This is a genomic window from Burkholderia sp. MSMB1835 (assembly GCF_001526365.1).
GTDB lineage: Bacteria > Pseudomonadota > Gammaproteobacteria > Burkholderiales > Burkholderiaceae > Burkholderia.
In genome coordinates, this window is record NZ_LOYP01000042.1 from 248,843 (window position 1) to 270,167 (window position 21,325).

The 21,325-nt window shown below is 63.7% G+C and carries 12 protein-coding genes; 7 read left to right on the forward strand and 5 right to left on the reverse strand.

Features of this window, described 5'->3' with window-relative positions:
- Positions 1–9 precede the first annotated feature (9 nt).
- The 4 genes from WS96_RS17405 to WS96_RS17420 form a co-directional block, all read right to left on the reverse strand.
- Positions 10–954 carry a carbohydrate ABC transporter permease gene (locus WS96_RS17405; RefSeq protein ID WP_059834081.1) on the reverse strand — a complete coding sequence of 315 codons (945 nt, stop codon included), beginning with the start codon at positions 952–954 and terminating at the stop codon, positions 10–12.
- Positions 955–1,008: 54 nt separating this feature from the next.
- Positions 1,009–2,268 carry an ABC transporter substrate-binding protein gene (locus WS96_RS17410; RefSeq protein WP_059834083.1) on the reverse strand — a complete coding sequence of 420 codons (1,260 nt, stop codon included), beginning with the start codon at positions 2,266–2,268 and terminating at the stop codon, positions 1,009–1,011.
- A 67-nt stretch (positions 2,269–2,335) separates the two neighbouring features.
- Positions 2,336–4,327 (reverse strand): beta-galactosidase, encoded by a 1,992-nt coding sequence (locus WS96_RS17415; protein ID WP_059834085.1) that lies wholly within the window; start codon positions 4,325–4,327, stop codon positions 2,336–2,338.
- Between the two features lie 8 nt (positions 4,328–4,335).
- Positions 4,336–5,493, reverse strand: a complete 1,158-nt coding sequence (locus WS96_RS17420; RefSeq protein WP_059834087.1) for an ABC transporter ATP-binding protein — start codon at positions 5,491–5,493, stop codon at positions 4,336–4,338.
- A 189-nt stretch (positions 5,494–5,682) separates the two neighbouring features.
- Here WS96_RS17420 and WS96_RS17425 point away from each other — a divergent pair, with 189 nt between their 5' ends.
- Positions 5,683–6,708, forward strand: a complete 1,026-nt coding sequence (locus WS96_RS17425; RefSeq protein ID WP_059834089.1) for a LacI family DNA-binding transcriptional regulator — start codon at positions 5,683–5,685, stop codon at positions 6,706–6,708.
- A gap of 27 nt (positions 6,709–6,735) precedes the next feature.
- On the opposite strand, the gene WS96_RS17430 is transcribed toward WS96_RS17425, so the two are convergent.
- Positions 6,736–7,377: a GntR family transcriptional regulator gene (locus WS96_RS17430; RefSeq protein ID WP_059834091.1), complete on the reverse strand. Its 642-nt coding sequence runs from the start codon at positions 7,375–7,377 to the stop codon at positions 6,736–6,738.
- 130 nt (positions 7,378–7,507) lie between these two features.
- Between WS96_RS17430 and WS96_RS17435 the strand changes: the two genes are divergently transcribed.
- The 6 genes from WS96_RS17435 to WS96_RS17450 all read left to right on the forward strand — a co-directional run bounded on the left by WS96_RS17435 (position 7,508) and on the right by WS96_RS17450 (position 21,313).
- On the forward strand, positions 7,508–7,984 hold the full coding sequence (locus WS96_RS17435; RefSeq protein ID WP_059834093.1) for an OsmC family protein: 477 nt from the start codon (positions 7,508–7,510) through the stop codon (positions 7,982–7,984).
- 529 nt (positions 7,985–8,513) lie between these two features.
- On the forward strand, positions 8,514–18,005 hold the full coding sequence (gene bcpA, locus WS96_RS17440) for a contact-dependent inhibition toxin BcpA (protein ID WP_059834095.1): 9,492 nt from the start codon (positions 8,514–8,516) through the stop codon (positions 18,003–18,005).
- The gene (bcpI, locus tag WS96_RS17445; RefSeq protein ID WP_156443656.1) at positions 18,002–18,814 is read left to right on the forward strand and encodes a contact-dependent inhibition immunity protein BcpI; all 813 of its coding nucleotides are present in this window, start codon (positions 18,002–18,004) and stop codon (positions 18,812–18,814) included. Before bcpA ends, bcpI begins: the two co-directional genes overlap by 4 nt.
- A gap of 197 nt (positions 18,815–19,011) precedes the next feature.
- A complete protein-coding gene (locus WS96_RS33730; protein ID WP_156443657.1) occupies positions 19,012–19,254 on the forward strand; it encodes a hypothetical protein in 243 nt (80 codons plus the stop codon).
- Positions 19,255–19,357: 103 nt separating this feature from the next.
- Positions 19,358–19,552, forward strand: a complete 195-nt coding sequence (gene bcpO, locus WS96_RS32555; RefSeq protein ID WP_257128020.1) for a CDI system lipoprotein BcpO — start codon at positions 19,358–19,360, stop codon at positions 19,550–19,552.
- 24 nt (positions 19,553–19,576) lie between these two features.
- Positions 19,577–21,313 carry a ShlB/FhaC/HecB family hemolysin secretion/activation protein gene (locus WS96_RS17450; protein WP_059834099.1) on the forward strand — a complete coding sequence of 579 codons (1,737 nt, stop codon included), beginning with the start codon at positions 19,577–19,579 and terminating at the stop codon, positions 21,311–21,313.
- Positions 21,314–21,325 lie beyond the last annotated feature (12 nt).

Here is a 21,325-nt window from a genome sequence, read left to right on the forward strand (position 1 = left end):
TCCCGAAAATCACTGCTCGTTGCGCAGCATGCGGCGCAACTGGAACACGATGTAGACGAGCATGATCGCGAACAGCACGACCGCGATCGACGCGGAATAGCCGAGCCGGTAGTACTTGATCGCCTGGTCGTACATGTAATACGCGAGCACGGTCGAGCTTTCGAACGGGCCGCCGCCCGTCATCACCGAGATCAGGTCGAAGCTGCGCAGCGCGCCGATCACCGTGACGACGATCGCCATGAAGGTGGTCGGCCGCAGTTGCGGCAGCACGACGTGCCACAGCAGCGCGAAGCCGCGCGCGCCTTCCATTCGCGCGGCCTCGATCTGTTCCGGGTTGACCGACGTGAGCCCGGTCAGGTACAGGATCATGCAGTACGCCGTTTGCGGCCACAGCGCGGCGAACACGATGCCGAACGTCGCATAGCGCGCGTCGCCGAGCACCGGGATGCCATGCCCGGCGAGCAGCGCGAGCAGCCCGAAGGTCGGATCGTAGAACCACGAGAAGATCAGCCCGACGACCACGCCCGACAGCACGAACGGCGCGAAGAACAGCGACTTCACGAGCCGGATGCCGCCGACCGCCTGGTTCAGGTACAGCGCGAGCGCGAGGCCGAGCGGCGGCGCGAGCATGAATAGCACGAGCCAGATCACGTTGTTGCGCAGCGCCGTGTAGAACGTTGGCGCGTGCAGCAGCTCCGCATAGTTCGCGAGACCGACGAAGGTGCGCTCGGTCATCCCGTCCCAGTTGTACAGGCTCAGCCACAGCGTCGACAGGATCGGCCAGATCACATAGACGGCCACCATCGCGCAGGCCGGCGCGAGAAAGAGCCACGCGGCGCGCCGTTGCCGCCGCACGGCGGGCGACGGGCGGCGCGCGGGCAGCGTGGCGGTGGACGGGCCGCGCGGCGGCGGCGCGGTGCCGGCGGGCGGGGGGGACGCGATCGGACTGGACACGGCAAGCCTCCTGAAACGGCACGGCGGCGCGCGGCCGCCGGTTGGGTCACGCGGTCACTTCTTGTAGATCCGCTTGCGGGTCTGTTCGAGCTGCGCGAGCACGGTATCGAGCTGCGCGGGATTCGCGAGGAACTGCTGCATGCCCTTCATCCCTTCGTCGGCCATTTCCTTGGTCATGTCGCGATCGTAGAACTGCGCGACGCCGCCCTTCGTGTCGGCGAGGATCCGGAAGCCGATGCGCGAGATCGGATCGGCCGGCTCCGGCGACTTGCTGTTGGCCGACAGCGAACCGAGCCCTTCGGCCAGTTTCGCACCGATCTCCGGCGTTTCGACGAACGCGAGGAACGTGTGCGCGTCGGCCTTGTTCTTCGCCTTGGTCGGGATGTGCAGCGATTCGACCGGGCCGTCTTCGGCGGTCGGCACCTTCGGGTCGATGATCGGGAAGCGGTAGTAGCCCATTTCCTGTTTGACGTTCGGCGGGAAACCCGCCGCGATGAAGGTGCCCATCAGCATCATCGCGGCCTTGCCCTGGAACAGGAACGGCTGCGCGCCGTCGAGATCGTAGGACAGCGCGTTGTCGATGAAGTAACCGGCATCGATCAGCGATTTCCACGTCGTGTAGACCTTCTTCACGCGCGGGTCGGTGTACGGCACGTCGCCGGCCATCAGTTGCTGGTGGAACGCGTTGCCGTTTAGCCGCAGGTCGAGATAGTCGAACCAGCCGGCGAGCGTCCACGCATCGCGGCCGCCGATCGCGACCGGTGTGATGCCCGCGGCCTTCAGCTTCTTGCACGCATCGAGAAACTGGTCCCACGTCTTTGGTTCGTCGGCGATGCCGACCTTGCGGAACAGGTCCTTGCGGTAGAACAGCCCCCACGAGTAGTAGACGGTCGGCGCCGCGTACTGCTTGCCGTTGTACGACGATGCGCTGCGCGTCGACGCGTACATCGCCTCCCAGCCGTTCTTCGCCCAGTCGCCGCTCAGGTCCTCGAACAGCCCGCGCTTCGCGTAGTACGCCATCCGCTCGCCCGCGTGCCAGTTCACGACGTCCGGCGCGACGGTCGTGAGCCACGCGGGCAGTTGCACCTTGTACGCTTCCTCGTCGACGAAGGTCGGCTTCACGTCGATGTCGGGATGCGCCTTGTGGAACGCTTCGATCGTCGACTGCCACACGGCGCGCTGGCTCGCGCCCTTGAACGCGATGTTGATCGTCAGCGTGCCGGCATCGGCGGGCGTCGTCGCGCCGAACGAGGCGAACGCGATGGCGGCGGCGCTCGCCAGGCGGGCAGCGACGCGAAGAGGGCGATGGGTCATGAGTGTCTCCAATCCTGTGTGTCGTTGTTTGTGCATGACCGGCGCGCGGCGGCGCCGGGGGCGGTTGCTACGAACGGCTTCGATACACGGCCACGTCTTGCGGCTCGACCTGTGCGGCGCCGACCACGAACGCGGACGGCGGCACCGCGTCGATCGTGTGCGGTGTGTTCGCGTAGTTGAACACGTAAGTCAGGCCGCCGCGCCGGCTCACGCGTACGGCGTCGCCGAGCGGCGTCGGCGCGAGGCCCGCTTCGGCCGCGACATCGGCGAACAGTCGCACGGTGGTCGCATCGTCGAACGGCGCGGCCCAGTAGTGCAGCGTACCGTGCGAGATACACGCCGGATGGCCGTCGGCGAAGCGCGCGTGCACGACGCTGCGCGTGTCGTCGTGCAGCTCGACGAGGTCGCGCCAGTGACGCGCGTCGCCCGCGAACGGCGCGCCGTCGCGCAACGTGCCGTCGATCCGCTCGGTCACGTTCGGCCGCAGCGATTCGACGCGCCATACCCGCACGGGCAGGATCGACGCGAGCGGGCCGGGCGGCAGCGCCGGCGGAATCTGCAAGTCGGCGGTCTTCGAGCCGGTGCGCGGCCCGAACACCACATGCGCGCCCGACGCGGCGAGCCGCGACGCGAAATCGTCCGGTACGATCGGCAGCGGCGGCACGACGACGAGGCGGTAGCCGTCGAGCGGCGCGTGCGCCGACACGATGTCGACGTCGAGGCCGAGCGAGCGCAGCGCCGAGTAGTACTCGAACGCGAAACGCGGGTAGTGGAAATCGGCCCCCTGCGGCTGCACTTCGAACAGCCACTTCGCCTCGTAGTCGAAGACCAGCGCGACCGGTGCGCGCACCGGTCCGTTCCCGTCGGCATCCGCGCCGGCGTCGAGCACGGCGGCGATCTCCTGCGCGACGCGCTGCGCTTCGCGGCCGCCTTCGTCGAGCCGGTTGTCAGGGGTGTTCAGGCCCGCGTGCATCTGCTCCTGCGCGAACGGCGCCTGCCTCCAGCGGAAGTACGACACGCAGCCGGCGCCGTGCGCGAACGCTTCCCAGCTCCACAGCCGCACCATGCCCGGCAGCGGCGCGGGGTTCCAGTGCGCCCAGTTCACGGGGCCCGGCTGCTGTTCCATCACCCAGAACGGCAGCTTCGACATGCCGCGGTACAGGTCGTGATTGAACGACGCGAAATCGGGATGGCCGGTGCGCAGCCAGCGCGCCTTCACGTCGGGCGCGAACCACAGCTCCTCGAGCGCGCCGAGCGGGTAGCTGTCCCACGTCGCAACGTCGAGGTCGCGCGCGACTTCGTAGTGATCGAACTCGGTGAACAGCTGCATGAAGTTGTGCGCGACCGGCCGGCCCGGCGAGTGTGCGCGGATCACGTCGACCTGCATCCGGTGATAGCGCGCGAGTTCGTCGGACGCGAAGCGCCGGTAGTCGAGGCGATGCGACGGATGGGCTTCGGTCACGGTGCCCACGGGCGCGTCCACTTCGTCGAAATGGCGATACTCCATGCTCCAGAACACGGTGCCCCACGCACGGTTGAGCGCGTCGATCGTGCCGTAGCGCGCCTGCAGCCATTCGCGGAAGCGCACGAGCGCGGCCGGCGAGTAGCTGACGACGGTCTGGTGGCAGCCCAGCTCGTTGTCGGTCTGCCAGTAGCGCACGGCCGGATGGCGGCCGTAGCGTTCGGCGACCGCCGTGCAGATCTGGCGCGACGCTTCGAGATAGGTCGGCGACGAGAAATCGTAGTGGCGGCGCGAACCGAACGCGCGCGGCCGGCCGTCGGCGCCGATCGCGAGGATGTCGGGGTGGCGGTCGACCAGCCATTTCGGCGGCGTGGCGGTCGGCGTGCACATCACGATTTCGAGGCCGGCCGCGCCGAGCACGTCGACCGCACGGTCGAGCCAGCCCCAGTCGTATTCGCCCGGCGACGGCTCGATGCGGCTCCACGCGAATTCGGCGATCCGCACCTGCGCGATGCCGAGCGCTTTCATCCGACGGGCGTCGTCGGCCCACATCGATTCCGGCCAGTGTTCCGGGTAGTAGCAGACTCCGAGGCGCATGCCGATCCTTATGCGTAGTGGTGAACGTGGACGTCGGCGCACGCGGGCACCGCGCGGCCGTCTTCGGTGAACAGATGGCAGGCCGCGGCCGGCGCGTGCACGGGCACGCGTTCGCCGGCGCGCACCTGCGCGTCGCCCGGCACCTTCGCGATCAGCGGCGTCGCACCGGGCTGGCCGCACGGATCGAGGTGCACGTAGGTCTGCTCGCCCAGGCGTTCGACGAGCGCGACGTCGCGCGCGAGCGTCGTCGCATCGGGCGCGGCGCCGAGCGTCAGGTGTTCGGGGCGGATGCCGAGCGTCACGGCGGCGCCGGCGCCGAGCGCCGAGCCGTCGCGCGGCAGCACGAAGATTTCGCCGGACGGCACGAGCGAGACGGTCGTGCGATGCGCGTCGCACGCGGTCACGACGGCCGGCAGGAAATTCATGCGCGGCGAGCCGATGAAGCCCGCGACGAAGCGGCTGGCCGGGTGGTGGTAGAGGTCGAGCGGCGCGCCGACCTGCGCGATGCTGCCGTGCCGCGCGGTGTCCGCGCCGGCGTGCAGCAGCACGATCTTGTCGGCGAGCGTCATCGCCTCGGTCTGGTCGTGCGTCACGTAGACGACGCTCGCGCGTTCGAACTGCCGGTGCAGCCGCGCGATCTCGATGCGGGTCTGGCCGCGCAGCGCCGCGTCGAGATTCGACAGCGGTTCGTCGAACAGGAACACGCCGGGCTCGCGCACGATCGCGCGGCCGATTGCGACGCGCTGCCGCTGGCCGCCCGACAGCGCCTTCGGCTTGCGTTCGAGCAGCGTGTCGAGCTGCAGGATCCGCGCGGCGTCGCGCACCTTCCGGTCGATCTCGGCCTTCGGCACGCGCGCGAGCTTCAGCCCGAACGCCATGTTCTCGTACACCGTCATGTGCGGAAACAGCGCGTAGCTCTGGAACACCATCGCGACGCCGCGCTCGGCGGCCGGCACGTCGTCGACGCGGCGGCCGTCGATCGACAGCTCGCCCGCGCTCAGATCCTCCAGCCCGGCGATCATGCGCAGCAGCGTCGATTTCCCGCATCCGGACGGCCCGAGAAACACGCAGAACTCGTGCGCGCCGATCTCCAGATCGACGTCGCGAATGACCGGCGCATGCTCGCCATAGGCTTTCTGCACGCGCCGCATCGAGATGCTCGCCATTGTCTCCGCTCCATGTTTTAATGCGCCTTACTGCATGATTAAGCGCTTAATCATCGCGATCAAAAAAAGAGGCGACGTGATCGCGGCCGAGTCGCGCCCGTCGGTCGGGCGGCAAGGTGTGCGGCGATAGTGCGCCGCTTCGGTAAGCGAAGCAAATATTGGATCGACGTCTCATATAGTGGGCAAACGATGGCAACTCTGGATGAAGTGGCGCGCCGCGCCGGCGTGACGGCCGCGACGGTGTCGAACGTGCTGCGCGACCGCGGCCGGGTCGGCGACGCGACGCGGGCGCGGGTGCTCGAGGCGATCGACGCGCTCGGATATCGGCCGCACCTCGCTGCGCGGGCGCTGGCGGAAGGGCGTGCGCCGACGGTCGCGCTGATGGTGTCGAGCATCGCGAACCCGTTCTATCCGGAGTTCGCGCTGGCGGTCGAGCGGGCGGTGCGTCGCAACGGGCAGTTCCTGATCGTCTGCAATACGAACGAAGATCCGTTGCAGGGGCGCGCGTATCTCGACCAGATCGCCGGCACGATCTCCGAAGGCATTCTCGTGACCAATGCGAACCTGCATCTGCCGGATCTGCTCGACGTCGCGCGGCGCGGCGTGCCGGTCGTGCTGTGCCTGTGGGAGCGGCCCGAGGCGCCGCCCGACGGGCTGCCGTGCGTGGCGATCGATTTCCGCGAGGCGGGACGGATCGCGACGCGGCATCTGCTCGAGCTCGGTCACGAGAAAATCGGCGTGATCGTCGGCGGCGCGGCGAGCGGCGTGCAGGCGGCGCGCTATGACGGCTTCGTCGACGTGATGCGCGACGCGGGGCTCGACGCGTCGATCGTCGCGGCCGAGCACGATTCGATCGAAGGCGGCGTGCGCGCGGCGGGCCGGCTGCTCGATGCGCACCCGCGGTTGACCGCGCTGGTCGCGACCAACGACCTGCCGGCGATCGGCGCGCTGCACGCGGCGGCCGATCGCGGCAGGCGCGTGCCGGAGGACCTGTCGATCGTGGGCATCACCGACATCCATCTCGCCCGCGACACGCGGCCCACGCTGACGACCGTCGCGATTCCGACCGCCGAGGCGGCCGGCATCGCGGTCGAGTTGCTCAATACGTTGCGCGAGGCGGGCGGACAGGGCGACGACGCGTCGCGCGTGCGGGTCGCGTCGCCGCCGACGCTGACGGTGCGCGGCACGACCGGGCCGGTACCGCACGCGGCATAGCGAAGCGCGGGCGGTCGCGCGGCCGCCTCAGCCGCCTTCGACGAGCTTCAGCACGATGCGTCGGGCCGACTCGAGATGCGCGACGGTCATCGCGCGGGCGCCGCGTGCATTGCGTTCGCGGCACGCCTGAAGGATATCGTCGTGCTCGACCTGGAATGACGGCGTATCTGCCAGCAGCGTCGCCTGCAGGCGTTCGTAACGCTCGACCTGGCCGCGCAGCTCCGCGATCGACTTCAACTGCCGCGCGTTGACGCAGCACGCATACAGCAACGCGTGGAATTCGCGGTTCAGCTCGCCTTGCCGGCGCGGCACCGTTGCGTCGCCGAGCAGCCGATGCACGAGTTCGGCGCGCGCGAGCGTTTCGTCGTCGAGCCGCTTCACGCTGCGGTAGATCGCGTCGCCTTCGAGCAGCACGCGCAAGTCGTAGATTTCCTGCACGTCCGACGCGCTCAGCATCCGCACGACGGCGCCGCGATTCCTGAAGATATCGAGCAGGCCTTCGCGTTCCAGCCGCTGGATCGCCTCGCGCATCGGAATCCGGCTGATGCCGAACCGTTCGGCCAGATCGCGCTCGACGAGCCGCTCGCCGGCCGCCAGCTCGCCGTTGACGATCATGTCGCGCAGCGACGCGGCGACCGCGTCCGCCGTGGAGTCGAGTCTGGTTTCCATACCTGCGTGTTTCGTTGATTTGGAATAATGGTATACCAAACGACGATCCGGTGCCAGAATAGCGGCCACCGGCGGGCCTCGCGCAACGGCGTCCGGGCCGGTCGAGACACCGACTTCAATGGAGAGCGAGATGGCATCGAGCGAACACACGTATCGCGTCGCGGTGGAGTGGACGGGCAATCGGGGCACCGGCACATCGGGGTATCGCGAGTACGGCCGCGATCACGTGATCCGGGCCGGTTCCAAGCCCGATATCCCCGGTTCGTCGGACCCGGCGTTCCGTGGCGACGCCGCGCGCTGGAACCCCGAAGACCTGTTGCTCGCGTCGGCGTCGGCATGCCACAAGCTCTGGTATCTGCACCTGTGTTCCGAGGCCGGCATCCGCGTGCTGGCCTACGTCGACCACGCGGAAGGCACGATGCTCGACGGCGCCGAAGCGGGACGCTTCACCGAAATCGTGCTGCGTCCGCAGGTGACGATCCGGGCCGGCGACGATCGCGAACGGGCAGCGCATCTGCATCATGACGCGCATGCGAAGTGCTATATCGCGAATTCGGTGAACTTTCCGATTCGTTGCGAACCGGTGATCGTGTGCGCAGCGGCGTGACGCGCCGGCAATGGACATCAGCACAAGGCTCTCGTTCCGTTGACGCGCTTTTCATGGCGAAGTACGAGGAGAAATCCAGGCGGTTCAAGCTCTGAGAAATCAACACTCGTTTGTGTCCAGAATTTCCAGAGCAGATCAACTCGGTTGGATGCAGCCTCGCGATAGCGATTCAGATTGTGCGTCCCGAAATGTGTCCGTTCGTTGTGAGAGGGTGGATTGGCGACTTTCCATAAATCTCGAACGACTCTTGTGCAATTCATTCGCATGCCGAAACGTTTTAATCGGAAACCGAACTCGTGTGTGCAAATGGGTAAGCGAAAGCTGCGCGAGAAATCGATCTGGTTTGTTGGCCGTATGGCTTAGTGGCTCGACCCGAGACGTTCCGGGTGCACGTCAATTGGACGCGTCCGAAACTTGAAATTTGTGGTTTCCTTTCAACGGCTTGGCAATTTTTGACAGTCATTCGTAATGCTTTCGGTAAGCTCGCGTCCAATAAGCAAACGAATGGACGCAGGCCGCGTCGACGAGAATGAACAAGCATACGCATCGTCTGGTGTATTCCAGGCGTCGGGGTATGGTAGTGGCCGTCGCGGAGACAGCGACGACCGAGGGGAAATCGGCAACGGGCGAAGCTCGCGCGCAGCGGCGGTCGTCGACGTCCGGCGTTCGCGTTGTGATGGCGGGCGTCGCCGCGCTCGGCATGCTGCCAACCCTGTCCGATGCGCAGATCATCCCCACGCCGGGCACCAGCACGCAGGTGATCCAGACGCCCAACGGTTTGCCGCAAGTCAACGTGGCGCGTCCGTCGAACGCGGGCGTATCGGTCAACACCTACAACCAGTTCGACGTCCAAAAAGCCGGCGCGATCCTGAACAACTCGCCGACGATCGTCAATACGCAGCAAGCGGGCTATATCAACGGCAACCCGAACTACGGTCCGGGTCAGTCCGCGCGAATCATCGTCAATCAGGTCAACAGCAACACCCCCTCGTTTATCCGCGGATTCGTGGAGGTCGCGGGGCCGAGCGCACAGGTCGTCCTGGCGAATCAAGCCGGTCTTGTCGTAGACGGCGGCGGCTTCATCAATACCAGTCGCGCGACCTTAACGACCGGCCAGCCGTACTATGGCGCAGACGGATCGTTGACTGGCTACAACGTATCGCGCGGGCTCATTACCGTGCAAGGCGCCGGCCTCAATGCGTCGAATGTCGATCAGGTCGACCTGATTGCCCGCGCCGTGCAGGCCAATGCCGCGATCTACACAAAAGATCTGAACGTGATCGCCGGTGCGCAACAGGTCAATCATGACACGCTTGCCGCGACGCCAATCGCCGGTGACGGTCCTGCCCCGGCCGTCGCGATCGACGTCGCGCAATTGGGCGGTATGTATGCCAATAGGGTGTTTTTGGTTGGCAATTCCGCTGGCGTCGGTGTCGCGAACGCAGGGACGATCGCGGCGCAGGCGGGCGATCTGACGTTGCAATCGGACGGCCGGCTCGTGCTCACGGGCAAGACGACCGCGAGCGGCAATCTCGCGCTGTCGGCCGCAGGCGGTATTCAGAACAGCGGCACGACGTATGCGCAGCAATCGCTGTCGGCGAACACCGCCACCGACCTCACGAACAGCGGGACGCTCGCGGCACAGCAGAGCACGACGGTAAATGCGGGCACCATCAATTCGACCGGCACGCTCGGCGCGGGCGTGAACAGCGACGGGTCCGTCGCGCACAGCGGCGACCTCAACCTGACTGCGTCGGGCCAACTGAGCGCAACCGGCCAGAATGTCGCGGGCGGCAACGCGTCGCTGACGGGCGGCAGCGTGAATCTCGCCGGCAGCCAGACAGCGGTGAGCGGCAACCTGTCGCTGAATGCGATGGCCGGCGACGTGAACCTGTCGAATGCGACGACGAGCGCGCAAGGGACCATTCAGGCGAACGCGACGGGTACGGTGATCAACGACCACGGCAGCCTGTCGAGCGGCGGCGGCATGGTACTGACCGGCGGCAACCTGTCGAACCAAAGCGGCAAGGTCTCGTCGCAAGGCGCGCTGTCGGTGAATGTTGCCGGTCAGATCGCCAACCAGTCCGGCGAACTGATCTCCGAAAGCACGGCGGACCTGCACGGCGGCGCCATCGCGAACAACCAGGGCACGATTCAAAGCGCGGCCGGCATGACGGTGGCCGGTGCGTCACTGGACAACACGGCGGGTCGGATCACGTCGCTCAATGGCGATGGCTTGTCGGTGGCGGCCAGCGGTCAATTGACCAACGCCGCCGGTACGACAGCGAACGGTGCGCAAGGCGGTGTCATCGGCGGCAACGGTGATGTTTCGGTCAGCGGCGCAAACGTTGTCAACCGCGGCGCGATCACATCCAACACGAATTTGCGTGTCGCGGGCCAGTCGGTCGACAACGGCAGTGGCACGCTGCAGGCCGCGCAGAACGTCGCGGTGGAAGCCGGCGCGCACTTGACGAACAACGGCGGCTCGATCGTCGGCAAGACGGCCACGGTCAGCGCCACGACGCTCGACAACAGCGCCGGCACCGTGCAGGCCGGTCAGGTGTCGTTGACCGCAACCGACCTTGCGAACCACGGCGGCACGATCACACAGACCGGCACCGGACCTATGGCCGTCAATGTATCGCGCACGCTCAACAATTCCAGCGGCGGCACGCTGCAAACCAACAGTACTGACCTGACGCTCGCGCCTGCCGCGCTCGTCAACGACGGCGGCACGATCACCCATGCCGGCACTGGCACGCTGACAGTGGGCAGCGGCACAGGTTCGGTGTCGAACGTGGGCGGTTCGATCGCGAGCAACGGGCGCGTCGTCGCGCAAACCGGCGCGCTGAACAACACATCGGGCGCGTTCAACGCGCAGACCGGCCTGACGGCAACCGTCGGCGGCACGTTGAACAACGCGAACGGCAAGCTGCTGTCGAACACGGATGTGAGCGTCACCAGCGGCACGCTGGCGAACGACGGCGGTCAGATCGGTGCCGGCACGAACGCAACGATCCACACGGGCTCGATGACGAACCAGCGCGGTTCGATCGTTGCACCGAATCTGTCGGTCACGGCCGATTCGACGCTGGACAACAGCGGCGGCAAGTTGGAGGCGAATCAGCTTGCGCTGACGGCTGCGAACCTGACGAACCACGGCGGGACGATCACGCAGTATGGATCGTCAACGATGGGGATGAACGTCAGCGGCACGCTCGACAACTCGGCCGCCGGCGTGATCCAGACCAACGCCACGGACCTGACGCTCAAGCCGGCCGAGTTGAACAACGCGGGCGGTACCATTACGCACGCCGGCACGGGCACGCTGACGATCGCTCCGGGTACCGGGACCACTGCGGGCGCCAGCGCGCTGAACAACGCGTCGGGCACCATCGTGACGAAGGGGCAAGCCATCGTCAACGCGGCTAGCTGGAACAACGCGAGCGGTATTCTCGCCGCGCAACGCGGCCTCAATGCGACCATCGCCGGCGACGTGAACAACGCGCAGGGTTTGCTGCGATCGGACGCGTCACTGTCGTTGAAGAGCGGCGGTGCGCTGTCGAACCAGGGCGGCCATGTCCAGGCCGGGCAATCGACTGCAGGCGACACCAGCACGCTCGACATTCAATGGGCGTCGATCGACAACGCAGACGGTGCCGTCGTCAACCTCGGCGCCGGCAAGATGACGGTGCAGGGCGGCAGTCGGATCGCAAACAGCCATGCAGGCGGCGTGTCGGGCATGGGCGCCATTACCGGCAACGGTGACGTGACGGTGGCCGCGGCGTCGATCAGCAACACGCAGGGTGGTCAGCTCAGCGGTGGATCCTTGCATGTCAACGCGAATACGCTCGACAACAGCGGCGGCAGCATCGGCAACGTCACGAACTCGAACGGCGACGTGAACGTGACGACCACCGGCGCGATCACGAACACGAACGGCCAAATCAGCTCGACCCACGATCTGTCGGTCGCGGCGGCCACGCTGCAAGGCGGCGGCACGTACAGCGCGACGCACGACGCCAACGTGAACCTGCAAGGCGACTACACGGCGGCGCCCGACACGCAGTTCAACGTCGGTCACGATCTCGCGTTCACGTTGCCCGGCACTTTCACGAACAATGCGAACCTGCAATCGGTCAACGACCTGAGCGTCAACGCGGGCAACATCGTCAACGTGGGCGCCCTGACTGCCGGCGGCCTGCTGCGCACGCACTCGACCAACCTGTTCAATACCGGCGCGCTCGTTGGCGCCCGCGTTTCGCTGAATGCGACGAACACGATCTCGAACCTCGGACCGACCGCGTTGATCGGTGCATCGGACAGCAGCGGCACGCTCGAAATTCTCGCGCACGACATCGAGAACCGCGACGACACCACTACGACCGATTCGATGGCGACGACGGCGATCTTCGGCATGGGCAAGGTCGTGCTGGCAGGTGGCAAGGACGCTAGCGGCAATTACACGAACGCCGCGCTGGTCAACAACGTATCGGCGCTGATCCAGTCCGAAGGCGACATGGAACTACACGCGGACAAGGTGACGAGCACGCGGCGCGTGATGAAGACGTCCACCAGTCGGATCGATCCGGCATTGCTCGCGCAGTTCGGCATCAGCATGTCCGGATGCGCGGCGTATTTCGTGGGGAATTGCACGGGTCAGACGAGTTACGGTATCCAGGACCCTACACCGGACCAAGCGGCAGAACTGATCAAACAACCGGGCGGATTATTCATTTCGCCGCCTCATAGCGGTCAATGGAACAGCAGCTATCAGTTCACGACCTACTATGCCGACAGCGCGACGGCGACGACCGTGACCGACATCAGCCCGGCCGCCCAGATCGTGTCGGGCGGCAAGATCGATGCGTCTTCCGTCGGCACGCTGCAAAACTACTGGAGCAACATCGCGGCGGTCGGCGACCTCAAGATGCCGGGGCACTACGACGCCGACGGCTGGGCGGCGTCCGGACAGAAACTGCCGGGCGTGACGGTCTCGTACTCGGGCCAATACCACTACAACAACTACGACAATTCCGAACACGACTGGCAGTTGCCGTTCGGCAATGCGCCGTTCGTGACCGGGCGTCCGGGTGGCTTTACGCAGGCAGCGCCGGCATCGATCAAGGATTACACGCTGCCGGGTTACTTTTCGACGCTGAGTTCGAACGGCACGATCTCGGGGACGGGTGTCAGCGTCAGCAACACGGCGGCCAACGCGTCGATTCCGTCGCTCGGCTTGTTGCCGGGGCAGTCGGCGCCGGGGCTTACGCCCACCAATCTGAGCGGTAACGCAAGCGGCGCTAAATCGGGTGCATCGTCGGTGCACGGCGGTCAACCGGCGCCGGTCGATTCGATCATCGCCAGCGCGACCGCGCTGAACGTGCTGAACAACCTCACGATTCCGCAGGGCGGGCTGTACCGGCCGACTACCGCGCCGAATGCGAACTACGTGATCGAGACGAATCCGGCGTTCACGAACCAGAAGAACTTCATTTCGAGCGACTACTTCTTCGGACAGCTCGGCGTCGACCTCACGCACATTCCGAAGCGTCTTGGTGACGGGTTCTACGAACAGCAGCTCGTGCGCAACGAGATCACATCGCTGACCGGCAAGGCGGTGCTGGGGCCGTATGCCGACTTGCAAACGATGTACCAATCGTTGATGACGGCTGGCGCGGATCTGTCGAAGTCGCTCGATCTGCCCATGGGTGCGAGCCTGTCGGCCGAGCAGGTGTCGAAGCTGACCAGCAACGTGATCATGATGGAAACACGGGTGGTCGACGGCCAGCCGGTGTTGGTGCCGGTCGTGTATCTCGCGCAGGCCAGCCAGCAGAACATCAACGGGCCGTTGATTAGCGCTACGAACATCGATTTCCAGAACGCGCAGTCGTTCACGAACAGCGGCACGATCAAGGCGGCCAATACGCTGGCGATCCAGGGCAAGCAGATCGACAACGCGTTCGGCGCGCTGCAAAGCGGCGGGCTGATGTCGCTGAAGACCGAGAACAATATCGACCTGACGTCCGCGAATGTAAAGGCTGGCAGCCTTCAGCTCGATGCCGGCAAGGACCTCATTCTCGATACGGCGACGAAGACAAACACGCGGGTGAGCCGCGACGGCGCGACGAGCGTGGTGACGACGCTGGGGCCGACCGCGAAGCTGGACGTTGCGGGCGACGCATCGATCGCCACAGGCGGCAACTTCCAGCAGAACGCGGGCAACCTGTCGGTTGGCGGCAATCTCGGGATGAACGTTGGCGGCAACTGGGATCTCGGTGCGGTCCAGACCGGCGAGCACAAGATCGTGCAGCGGGCGAACGGCGTGTCGAACACCGACGTCAACAAGGTCACGGGTAGCTCGGTGACGGTCGGTGGACAATCGAGCATCGGCATCGGCGGGGACCTGACGGCCAAGGGCGCGCAGATCGACCTCGGCCAGGGCGGCACGATCGCCTCCAAGGGCAATGTGACGCTAGGCGCGGCGAGCACGACATCGACGGTGAACAGCAACAGTTCGGGCAGCGACAGCCACGGCAGCTACGCGGATACGCTGCACACGTCCGACCAGGCACTGACCGGCACGACGCTCAAGGGCGGGGATACCGTCACATTGGCGTCGGGCAAGGATCTCACGATCAGCGCCAGCACGGTTAGCCTTGGTAAAGGCAATGCGAACCTGATGGCGAGCGGCGATGTGAATATCGGCGCGGCGACCGAAACGCACGTGCTGAACTCGCACGAAACGCATAGCCACAGCAATGTCGTGAGCGGTGTGCAAGTCGCGAGCGGGATAGACCAGACGGCGACCTATAGCCAGGGCAGCACGGTGTCGGCCGACGGCGTCAATATCGTCAGCAACCGCGATATCAACGTGAGGGGCAGCAACGTCGTTGGCACGAACGACGTCACGTTGCAGGCGAAGCGCGACGTCAACATCACGACCTCACAGGACACGACTCAATCGTCCAGCTATTTCGACAAGAAGGAATCGGGTCTGCTGACGAATGGTGGTTTGTCGGTGACCGTGGGTTCGCGCTCGGCCGCTCAGCAGGACCAAAGCAGGTCGGTGACGAATAACGGAAGTGTGATCGGGTCATCGCAAGGCAATGTCACGATCCAGGCCGGGAAGGATGCGACGATTACCGGTAGCACGATTGTGGCGGGCCAGGATGTCGGAATCGTTGCTCAGAATGTGACCGTGAATGCCGCGTACGACACCTACAAGGACGCGCAGTCGCAGCAGTTCAGCCAGTCGGGTTTGAGCGTCGGATTAGGCGGCGGTCTGCTCGGACTCGGTCAGTCGATGGCAGGCGCCGTCCGGCAAGGCCAGCAGTCCGGCGACTCGCGCCTCGCCGCGGTACAGGCTGTGGCGGCGGCCGAACAGGCTTACCAGAACCGCGGCGGCATCAAGGACGCGGCCAATGCCCTGTCGAATGGAAACGTGGGCGAGGCCGCCAAGGGCGTTCAGGTACAGCTCAGCATCGGGTCGAGCCATAGCAGTAGCAATGCGACGACATCGATCTCGGAGGCGAAGGGCTCGTCGATTATCGGTAACGGCAACGTATCAATTATCGCGACCGGCACGCCGGATGCGAACGGAAGCGCGCAGGCAGGTACCGGCAACATCGCGATGACCGGGGCGTCAGTGCTCGGAAAGAACGTCACGCTCGATGCTAACAACGCGATTACGTTGCAAAGCGCGCAGAGCAACGAGCAGAGCACGAGCTCGAACAGTTCGACCGGTTGGAATGCTGGCGTGGCGATCGGCGTGGGCAAGAACACCGGCATCAGCGTCTTCGCGAATGGTTCGAACGCGCACGGCCAGGGCAACGGCGACAGCGTCACGCAAACCAACACGACGGTGGCTGCCGGCAACTCGCTGACGATGAAGTCGAGCGGCGACACGACGCTGTCGGGCGCCAAGGTGTCGGGTGACAAGGTCAAGGTCGATGTCGGCGGCGACCTGACGATGACGAGCCTTCAGGATACGTCAAACTACAGCAGCAACCAGCACAACACGGGCGTCAGTGGCAGCTTTACGTTCGGCTATGGTGGCGGCGTCGACGCATCGATCGGTCACACCAGTATCGACGCGAACTATGCGTCGGCGAACCAGCAAACCGGCATCGTGGCGGGCAAGGAAGGGTTCGATGTCAACGTGACCGGCCATACGCAACTCAACGGCGCGCAGATCGCGAGCGCCGCACCGGCCGACAGCAATACGCTGACGACGGGCAGTCTCGGATTTACCGACATCCAGAACAAGATGTCGTATTCGGGATCGTCGGAAGGGTTTTCGACGTCGAGCGGACCGAGCTTCGCGCAGACGGGCGACAGTGCGAGCGGTGTCACACACGCTGCGGTCAGCCCTGCGAAGATCGTCGTGAAATCGGATGAACAGAACGGCACGGACAGCACGTCGGGTCTGTCGCGCGACACCGCGAACGCGAACCAGACGGTCGAGAATACGTTTAATCTGCAGAAGGTTCAGAACAATCTGGCTTTCGCGCAGGCGTTCGGCAAGGTGGCGACCTTCGCGGTGGCGGAAGCCGCGACGCAGTTGGAAAACAGCAGCCCGCAGATGAAGGCCTTGTTCGGCGAAGGCGGTGCGGGTCGCGACGCGCTGCACGCCGCAGTGGCGGCGATTGGGGCAGCACTGTCGGGCGGCAACATCGGCGGAGCTGTTGCCGGCTCACTGGCAGGCGATATGTTGCAGTCCCTGGCGCAGCCGATCATCGATCAGACGGTGAGCCAGTTGCCGTGGAGTGCGCAAACCGCCGCGCGAAATGCGCTGAACGAGATCGTGGCGACGGCGGGCGGTGCGGTGGCTGGCGCTGTCGCGGGTGGCGGTTCATCGGGTGCGCTGGCCGGGGCGGGTTCGGCTATCAACAACGAGCTTTACAATCGGCAGCTTCACGTAGAAGAGGTGAAGGTCGTCGAACGTCTTGCGAAGGAAAAGGCACAAGCGGTATGCCGTGGCGATGCGAGTTGCGTCGCGAGCGCGACGACCTACTGGACGGACATGCTCGAACGTGCAGCAAAGGGAATGGTCGACGATACCGCCAACAAGGAAAACATGGCGTATCTTCAGACGCTGATCCAAACAGCGAACAATCCGACCAGCGAAGGCGCAATGGGCGGGCTTAGCTCCTACCTGACGAATCTTCAGACGGCGCAAGACATGTTGTCGCAGTACATGGGCAAGCCCATTCTGGTACGCGGCACGCCCATCATCTCCGCCGGTTCGGCTCAGACGTATTTCAGTGCGACGCCCGCGCAGCGTTCGGACCAGTATCTGAATTCCGTACTGGGTTCGCTGCCCGGCTCGATCGTGCCGGGCGCAAGCGAGCGCGATCAGAGTCGAGTGAATTCCTTCGCCACGCAAAACGGCTCGGTTAAGCCCGATTACACGATCGAGGAAACCGTCATCGGCGGTATCCTTACTAACAAGATCGCGTCGACGGCCGTGCGCGCGGGTGAGTCGATTGATGTTTGGTTGGCGGGGGCGGTTAAGCCCACGGATAAAGGTTTTATCAGCACCGGCAAGGTGACGATGGAGAGCATGCCAGTGAAGCTGAATTCAGCGGAGCAAGGCGTCCTATCGCAACTCAACCAACTTCCCTCAAAGGATTTGCAGGGGCAGGCGCGGGAGTATGTGGCGAACAATTACTTCGTCCGCAATGGCTTCACTCCGCTTGACGGAAAGTGTGGGGCAAACTGCTTTGATGGCGTCTACGTCAAGGGGGACACAGTTTACGTTAACGAAGTAAAGCCACTAAATGGATCCGGTTCCGTTAGCTTGAATCCGGAGAATCCTGCGACTGGGCTTCCGACTCAGCAAACTGATGATTGGATAAAAAATTCATTTCAAACATTGCAGAAATCGAAAGATCCAAATCTGGTAAAAACGGGATCAATCATTCAGAAAGCTTTTGAGGATGGTAAGCTCGTGAAATTGGTCTCGGGGGTTGATTCAAATGGAATGGTGATTGTTAAGATCCCGGGGAATTTGAAATGATAAATAGGGTAGAGATAGATGAGCTTGCCAATTTTGTAAATCGCCAGAAAGAGGAGGTTCCGGATCTTGTAAATACAATATTGTATAGAAGGACCAAAGTTCGTCTTGGTGCGGTTTACGAAGGGCTGGCCAGTCGTGCAAGAGCGCAAGCGGTTTACGAATGCTTTGGCAAAAATAATATCGTGGCGAGTAAGCAGAATTTTTATCTGTCGTCAAAGCTGTCTTTGGAAAGCAGTGATATGGATGGAGGTTCTGGCTTCACCACAGGGCTTGAGATGCTCTGTGCAATCTTGTCCGATAACGAAAGTGTTATCGAGGCGGTGGCGCGGGTGGAAACGTCGGCGCTGTTGAATGGAAGAAATGATCCAAAATCTGCGGCAGCATTCCAATACAGATTCCAGCTCGCGATCTTGGGCAGGGACCAGGAGTTGGGGGCGCTTATCGAGGAAGTGAGGAGGAAAGGAACCAAGGCTGATCGACAGGCTATTTTAAACGGCGAATACTTTTTCTCATTGCTTCTATCACGCGACGCTGCTGGACTAAGGGCGTTGATCGAAAAGCGGCACGCAAACATCAAAAGCGTTTGGCCCGATTTAGAGGACTTCATCTCATACCTTGGGACGCTTGAGACAAAGATCTGCTGGCGTCGTGGCATCCCAATTGAAGTCGATCATCCGCTCGTGCCGATGGAGCTGATGCCGGTCAAGCCTCTTGACCACTACGATGACGTCTACGATTTTCTGAAGCCGGGGTGGGTGCCCCCTCCGCAGGGACTGATCGGCCGCGTTTCCAGTTGGTTCAAGACGTGATCATCTCCGGCGTCGAGCTGAATGCGACACAAGCCATTAGCAATTTTGCAAGACAACAAGGATACCAGGCTATTTTGGCGCCTTCTGCATAGAATCCGGGCGGCGTCAACTTGGTTTCATTCCAGTCACTCGGAAAGCACTGACATGGACGAATTTCCAAAAGGATGGGCCGACGCTGTTAAGTTCATGAAGGGGGAGTGATCGATAATGACGTAACGAGAGAACTTTCTCGTCGCGTCACCGATCCAGATATCGCAGCCGTGATTTGGGGCTGCATGAAAGACGGGTCTCTTTCGTGGCTTGATTATAAAATGCCAGCAGCTGGAAAAAAGAAGCCAATCGATCTTCTGAAATCGGAGAATGGCAAGGCCGAGATTCGATGGATCTTGATATCTAATCCGTGGTGGCCGGCAATGGGGAAGCGCAACGAGGCCGACTAGGTACGTCGCAAGATCGACCATAAATTCTTGGCGGAAAGAAGCGTTGAGGGAATTCGTACCACAGGGGCACAACTTGATGAAGGCAAGACTACGATTGATCGTTATGGCGCTTGCAGTGTTGGGATCTTTGTGCGCTTGTGAAACTGCACCACCGGGAGCGCCGCCACAGCCACCGCCGAAACAAGAAATGGAACCCGTGTTGCCCTCCTGGTCGAGCACGATCTGGGTCATGGGCTTTTGGAAATGGAGCGGTACTGAATGGGTTTGGATTCCGGGACACCTTGCACCCAAGCCATAAGATCGAACTAACAACACGACATCTATGACAATCCGTACCCCGGTCGTATTGCTGTCGGCCGCATGGCTTATACCACTGGCTGTGTCGGCGCAAGAAGCTCCCCGCCCAATCATTCCGGGCAACGACCAGCAATCCCGACAGCAGGAAGAAGCGCGCGAGCGCGAACGGGCAGTCTCCGCGCCCGGCGTGCGTTCGGGCGTGACTGCGAGCACTGAGTATCCAACGCTGCCTTCTGAAACACCCTGCTTTCGCATTGATCGTTTCTCCCTCGACGTACCCGATGCGCTGCCCGCTTCCGTGAAATCACAAGGCGCGTCGGCATTGCCGATGGATCGTTTCGCCTTCGCGCGCGAATGGCTCGAACACTACACCGGGCAGTGTGTCGGCAAACAGGGACTCGACGCGCTCGTCAAGGGCCTGTCGCAAGCCATCCTGGCGCGCGGTTACGTGACGACGCGCGTGCTGCTGCCCGAACAGGATCTCTCCATCGGTACGCTGAAGCTCTCGCTGATCCCCGGTGTCATCCGCCATGTACGCTTCGCCGACGAGAAGCTCCGTGGCACCTGGAAAACCGCCTTCCCGACCCGCGACGGCGAACTGCTGAACTTGCGCGACCTCGAACAGGGTCTCGAGCAGATGAAGCACGTGTCGAGCCAGGACGTGTCGATGCAAATCGTTCCGGGCGAGCTACCCGGCGAAAGCGACGTGGTACTTGACGTGAAGCGCAGCAAACCGTGGACCGTCGTCGCTTCGATCGACAACTCCGGCACGCGCGCGACCGGCCGCCTGCAGGGCAACTTGTCGCTCGGCATCGACAACCCGCTGGGCCTGAACGACCTCTTCAACATCGGCGTGAGCCAGGATCTCGAACTCGGCGACAAGCGTCTCGGCTCGCACGGCTGGAACGGCTTTTATTCGATTCCGTGGGGCTACTGGACTGCGACGCTGTCCGCGTACACCAACACGTACTATCAGCAAATCGCCGGGGTCAACCAAACCTTCGTCGCGAGCGGTAATTCGAAGACAGTCGATTTCAAACTCGCCCGCGTGCTCGCGCGCAGCCAGAACGACGTATTCGGCGGCTACGTGCGCCTGTCGCGCCGCTTCGGCCAGAGCTTCATCGAAGATACGGAAATCCCGCAACAACGCCGCAACAACACGTTCATCGAACTCGGTCTGAATGATCGACACTATTTCGGCGGTGCTCAATTCGACGGCACGCTCGCGTACCGTCAAGGCGTCGGCGGGTTCGGCGCGCAGGACGATATCCCCGAGCTGAATGGAGACCAGACCTATCGCTTCAAAATGGCCGTGCTCGACGCGAACCTGTCGGTGCCGTTCGCGATCGCGCAGCAGCCGTTCCGCTACGTCACGACGTTCCACGGCCAGTACACGGGCAACACGCTCTACTACATCGACGACCTGACGATCGGCAGCCGCTATACGGTGCGTGGATTCGACGGCGAGACGATGCTGGCCGCCGCGCGCGGATTCTACTGGCGCAACGAGCTTCAGGCGCCGATCGGCCAAACCGGACAGGCCGTCTATGCCGGCATCGACTACGGCCGCGTGTGGGGCCCGCAGCCGGTCGCCCTGGTCGGCACGCAGCTCGCCGGTGCCGTGATCGGCGTCAAGGGCAGCGTCGCGACACGATTCGGTGGCTATGGCTACGACCTGTTCGCCGGCACGCCGATCTACAAGCCGTCCGGGTTCCCGACGGCGCGTGTCACGGTTGGTTTTCAGGTCACCGCACAGTTCTGATGATGAAAGCGT

Excerpts from the sequence above, each read along its gene's own strand:
- WS96_RS17420 (WP_059834087.1), bottom strand. The coding sequence starts at position 5,493 with ATGGCGAGCATCTCGATGCGGCGCGTGCAGAAAGCCTATGGCGAGCAT.
- WS96_RS17430 (WP_059834091.1), bottom strand. The coding sequence starts at position 7,377 with ATGGAAACCAGACTCGACTCCACGGCGGACGCGGTCGCCGCGTCGCTG.
- bcpA (WP_059834095.1), top strand. The coding sequence starts at position 8,514 with ATGAACAAGCATACGCATCGTCTGGTGTATTCCAGGCGTCGGGGTATG.
- WS96_RS17410 (WP_059834083.1), bottom strand. The coding sequence starts at position 2,268 with ATGACCCATCGCCCTCTTCGCGTCGCTGCCCGCCTGGCGAGCGCCGCC.
- WS96_RS17415 (WP_059834085.1), bottom strand. The coding sequence starts at position 4,327 with ATGCGCCTCGGAGTCTGCTACTACCCGGAACACTGGCCGGAATCGATG.
- WS96_RS17435 (WP_059834093.1), top strand. The coding sequence starts at position 7,508 with ATGGCATCGAGCGAACACACGTATCGCGTCGCGGTGGAGTGGACGGGC.
- WS96_RS17425 (WP_059834089.1), top strand. The coding sequence starts at position 5,683 with ATGGCAACTCTGGATGAAGTGGCGCGCCGCGCCGGCGTGACGGCCGCG.
- WS96_RS17450 (WP_059834099.1), top strand. The coding sequence starts at position 19,577 with ATGACAATCCGTACCCCGGTCGTATTGCTGTCGGCCGCATGGCTTATA.
- bcpO (WP_257128020.1), top strand. The coding sequence starts at position 19,358 with ATGGCGCTTGCAGTGTTGGGATCTTTGTGCGCTTGTGAAACTGCACCA.
- bcpI (WP_156443656.1), top strand. The coding sequence starts at position 18,002 with ATGATAAATAGGGTAGAGATAGATGAGCTTGCCAATTTTGTAAATCGC.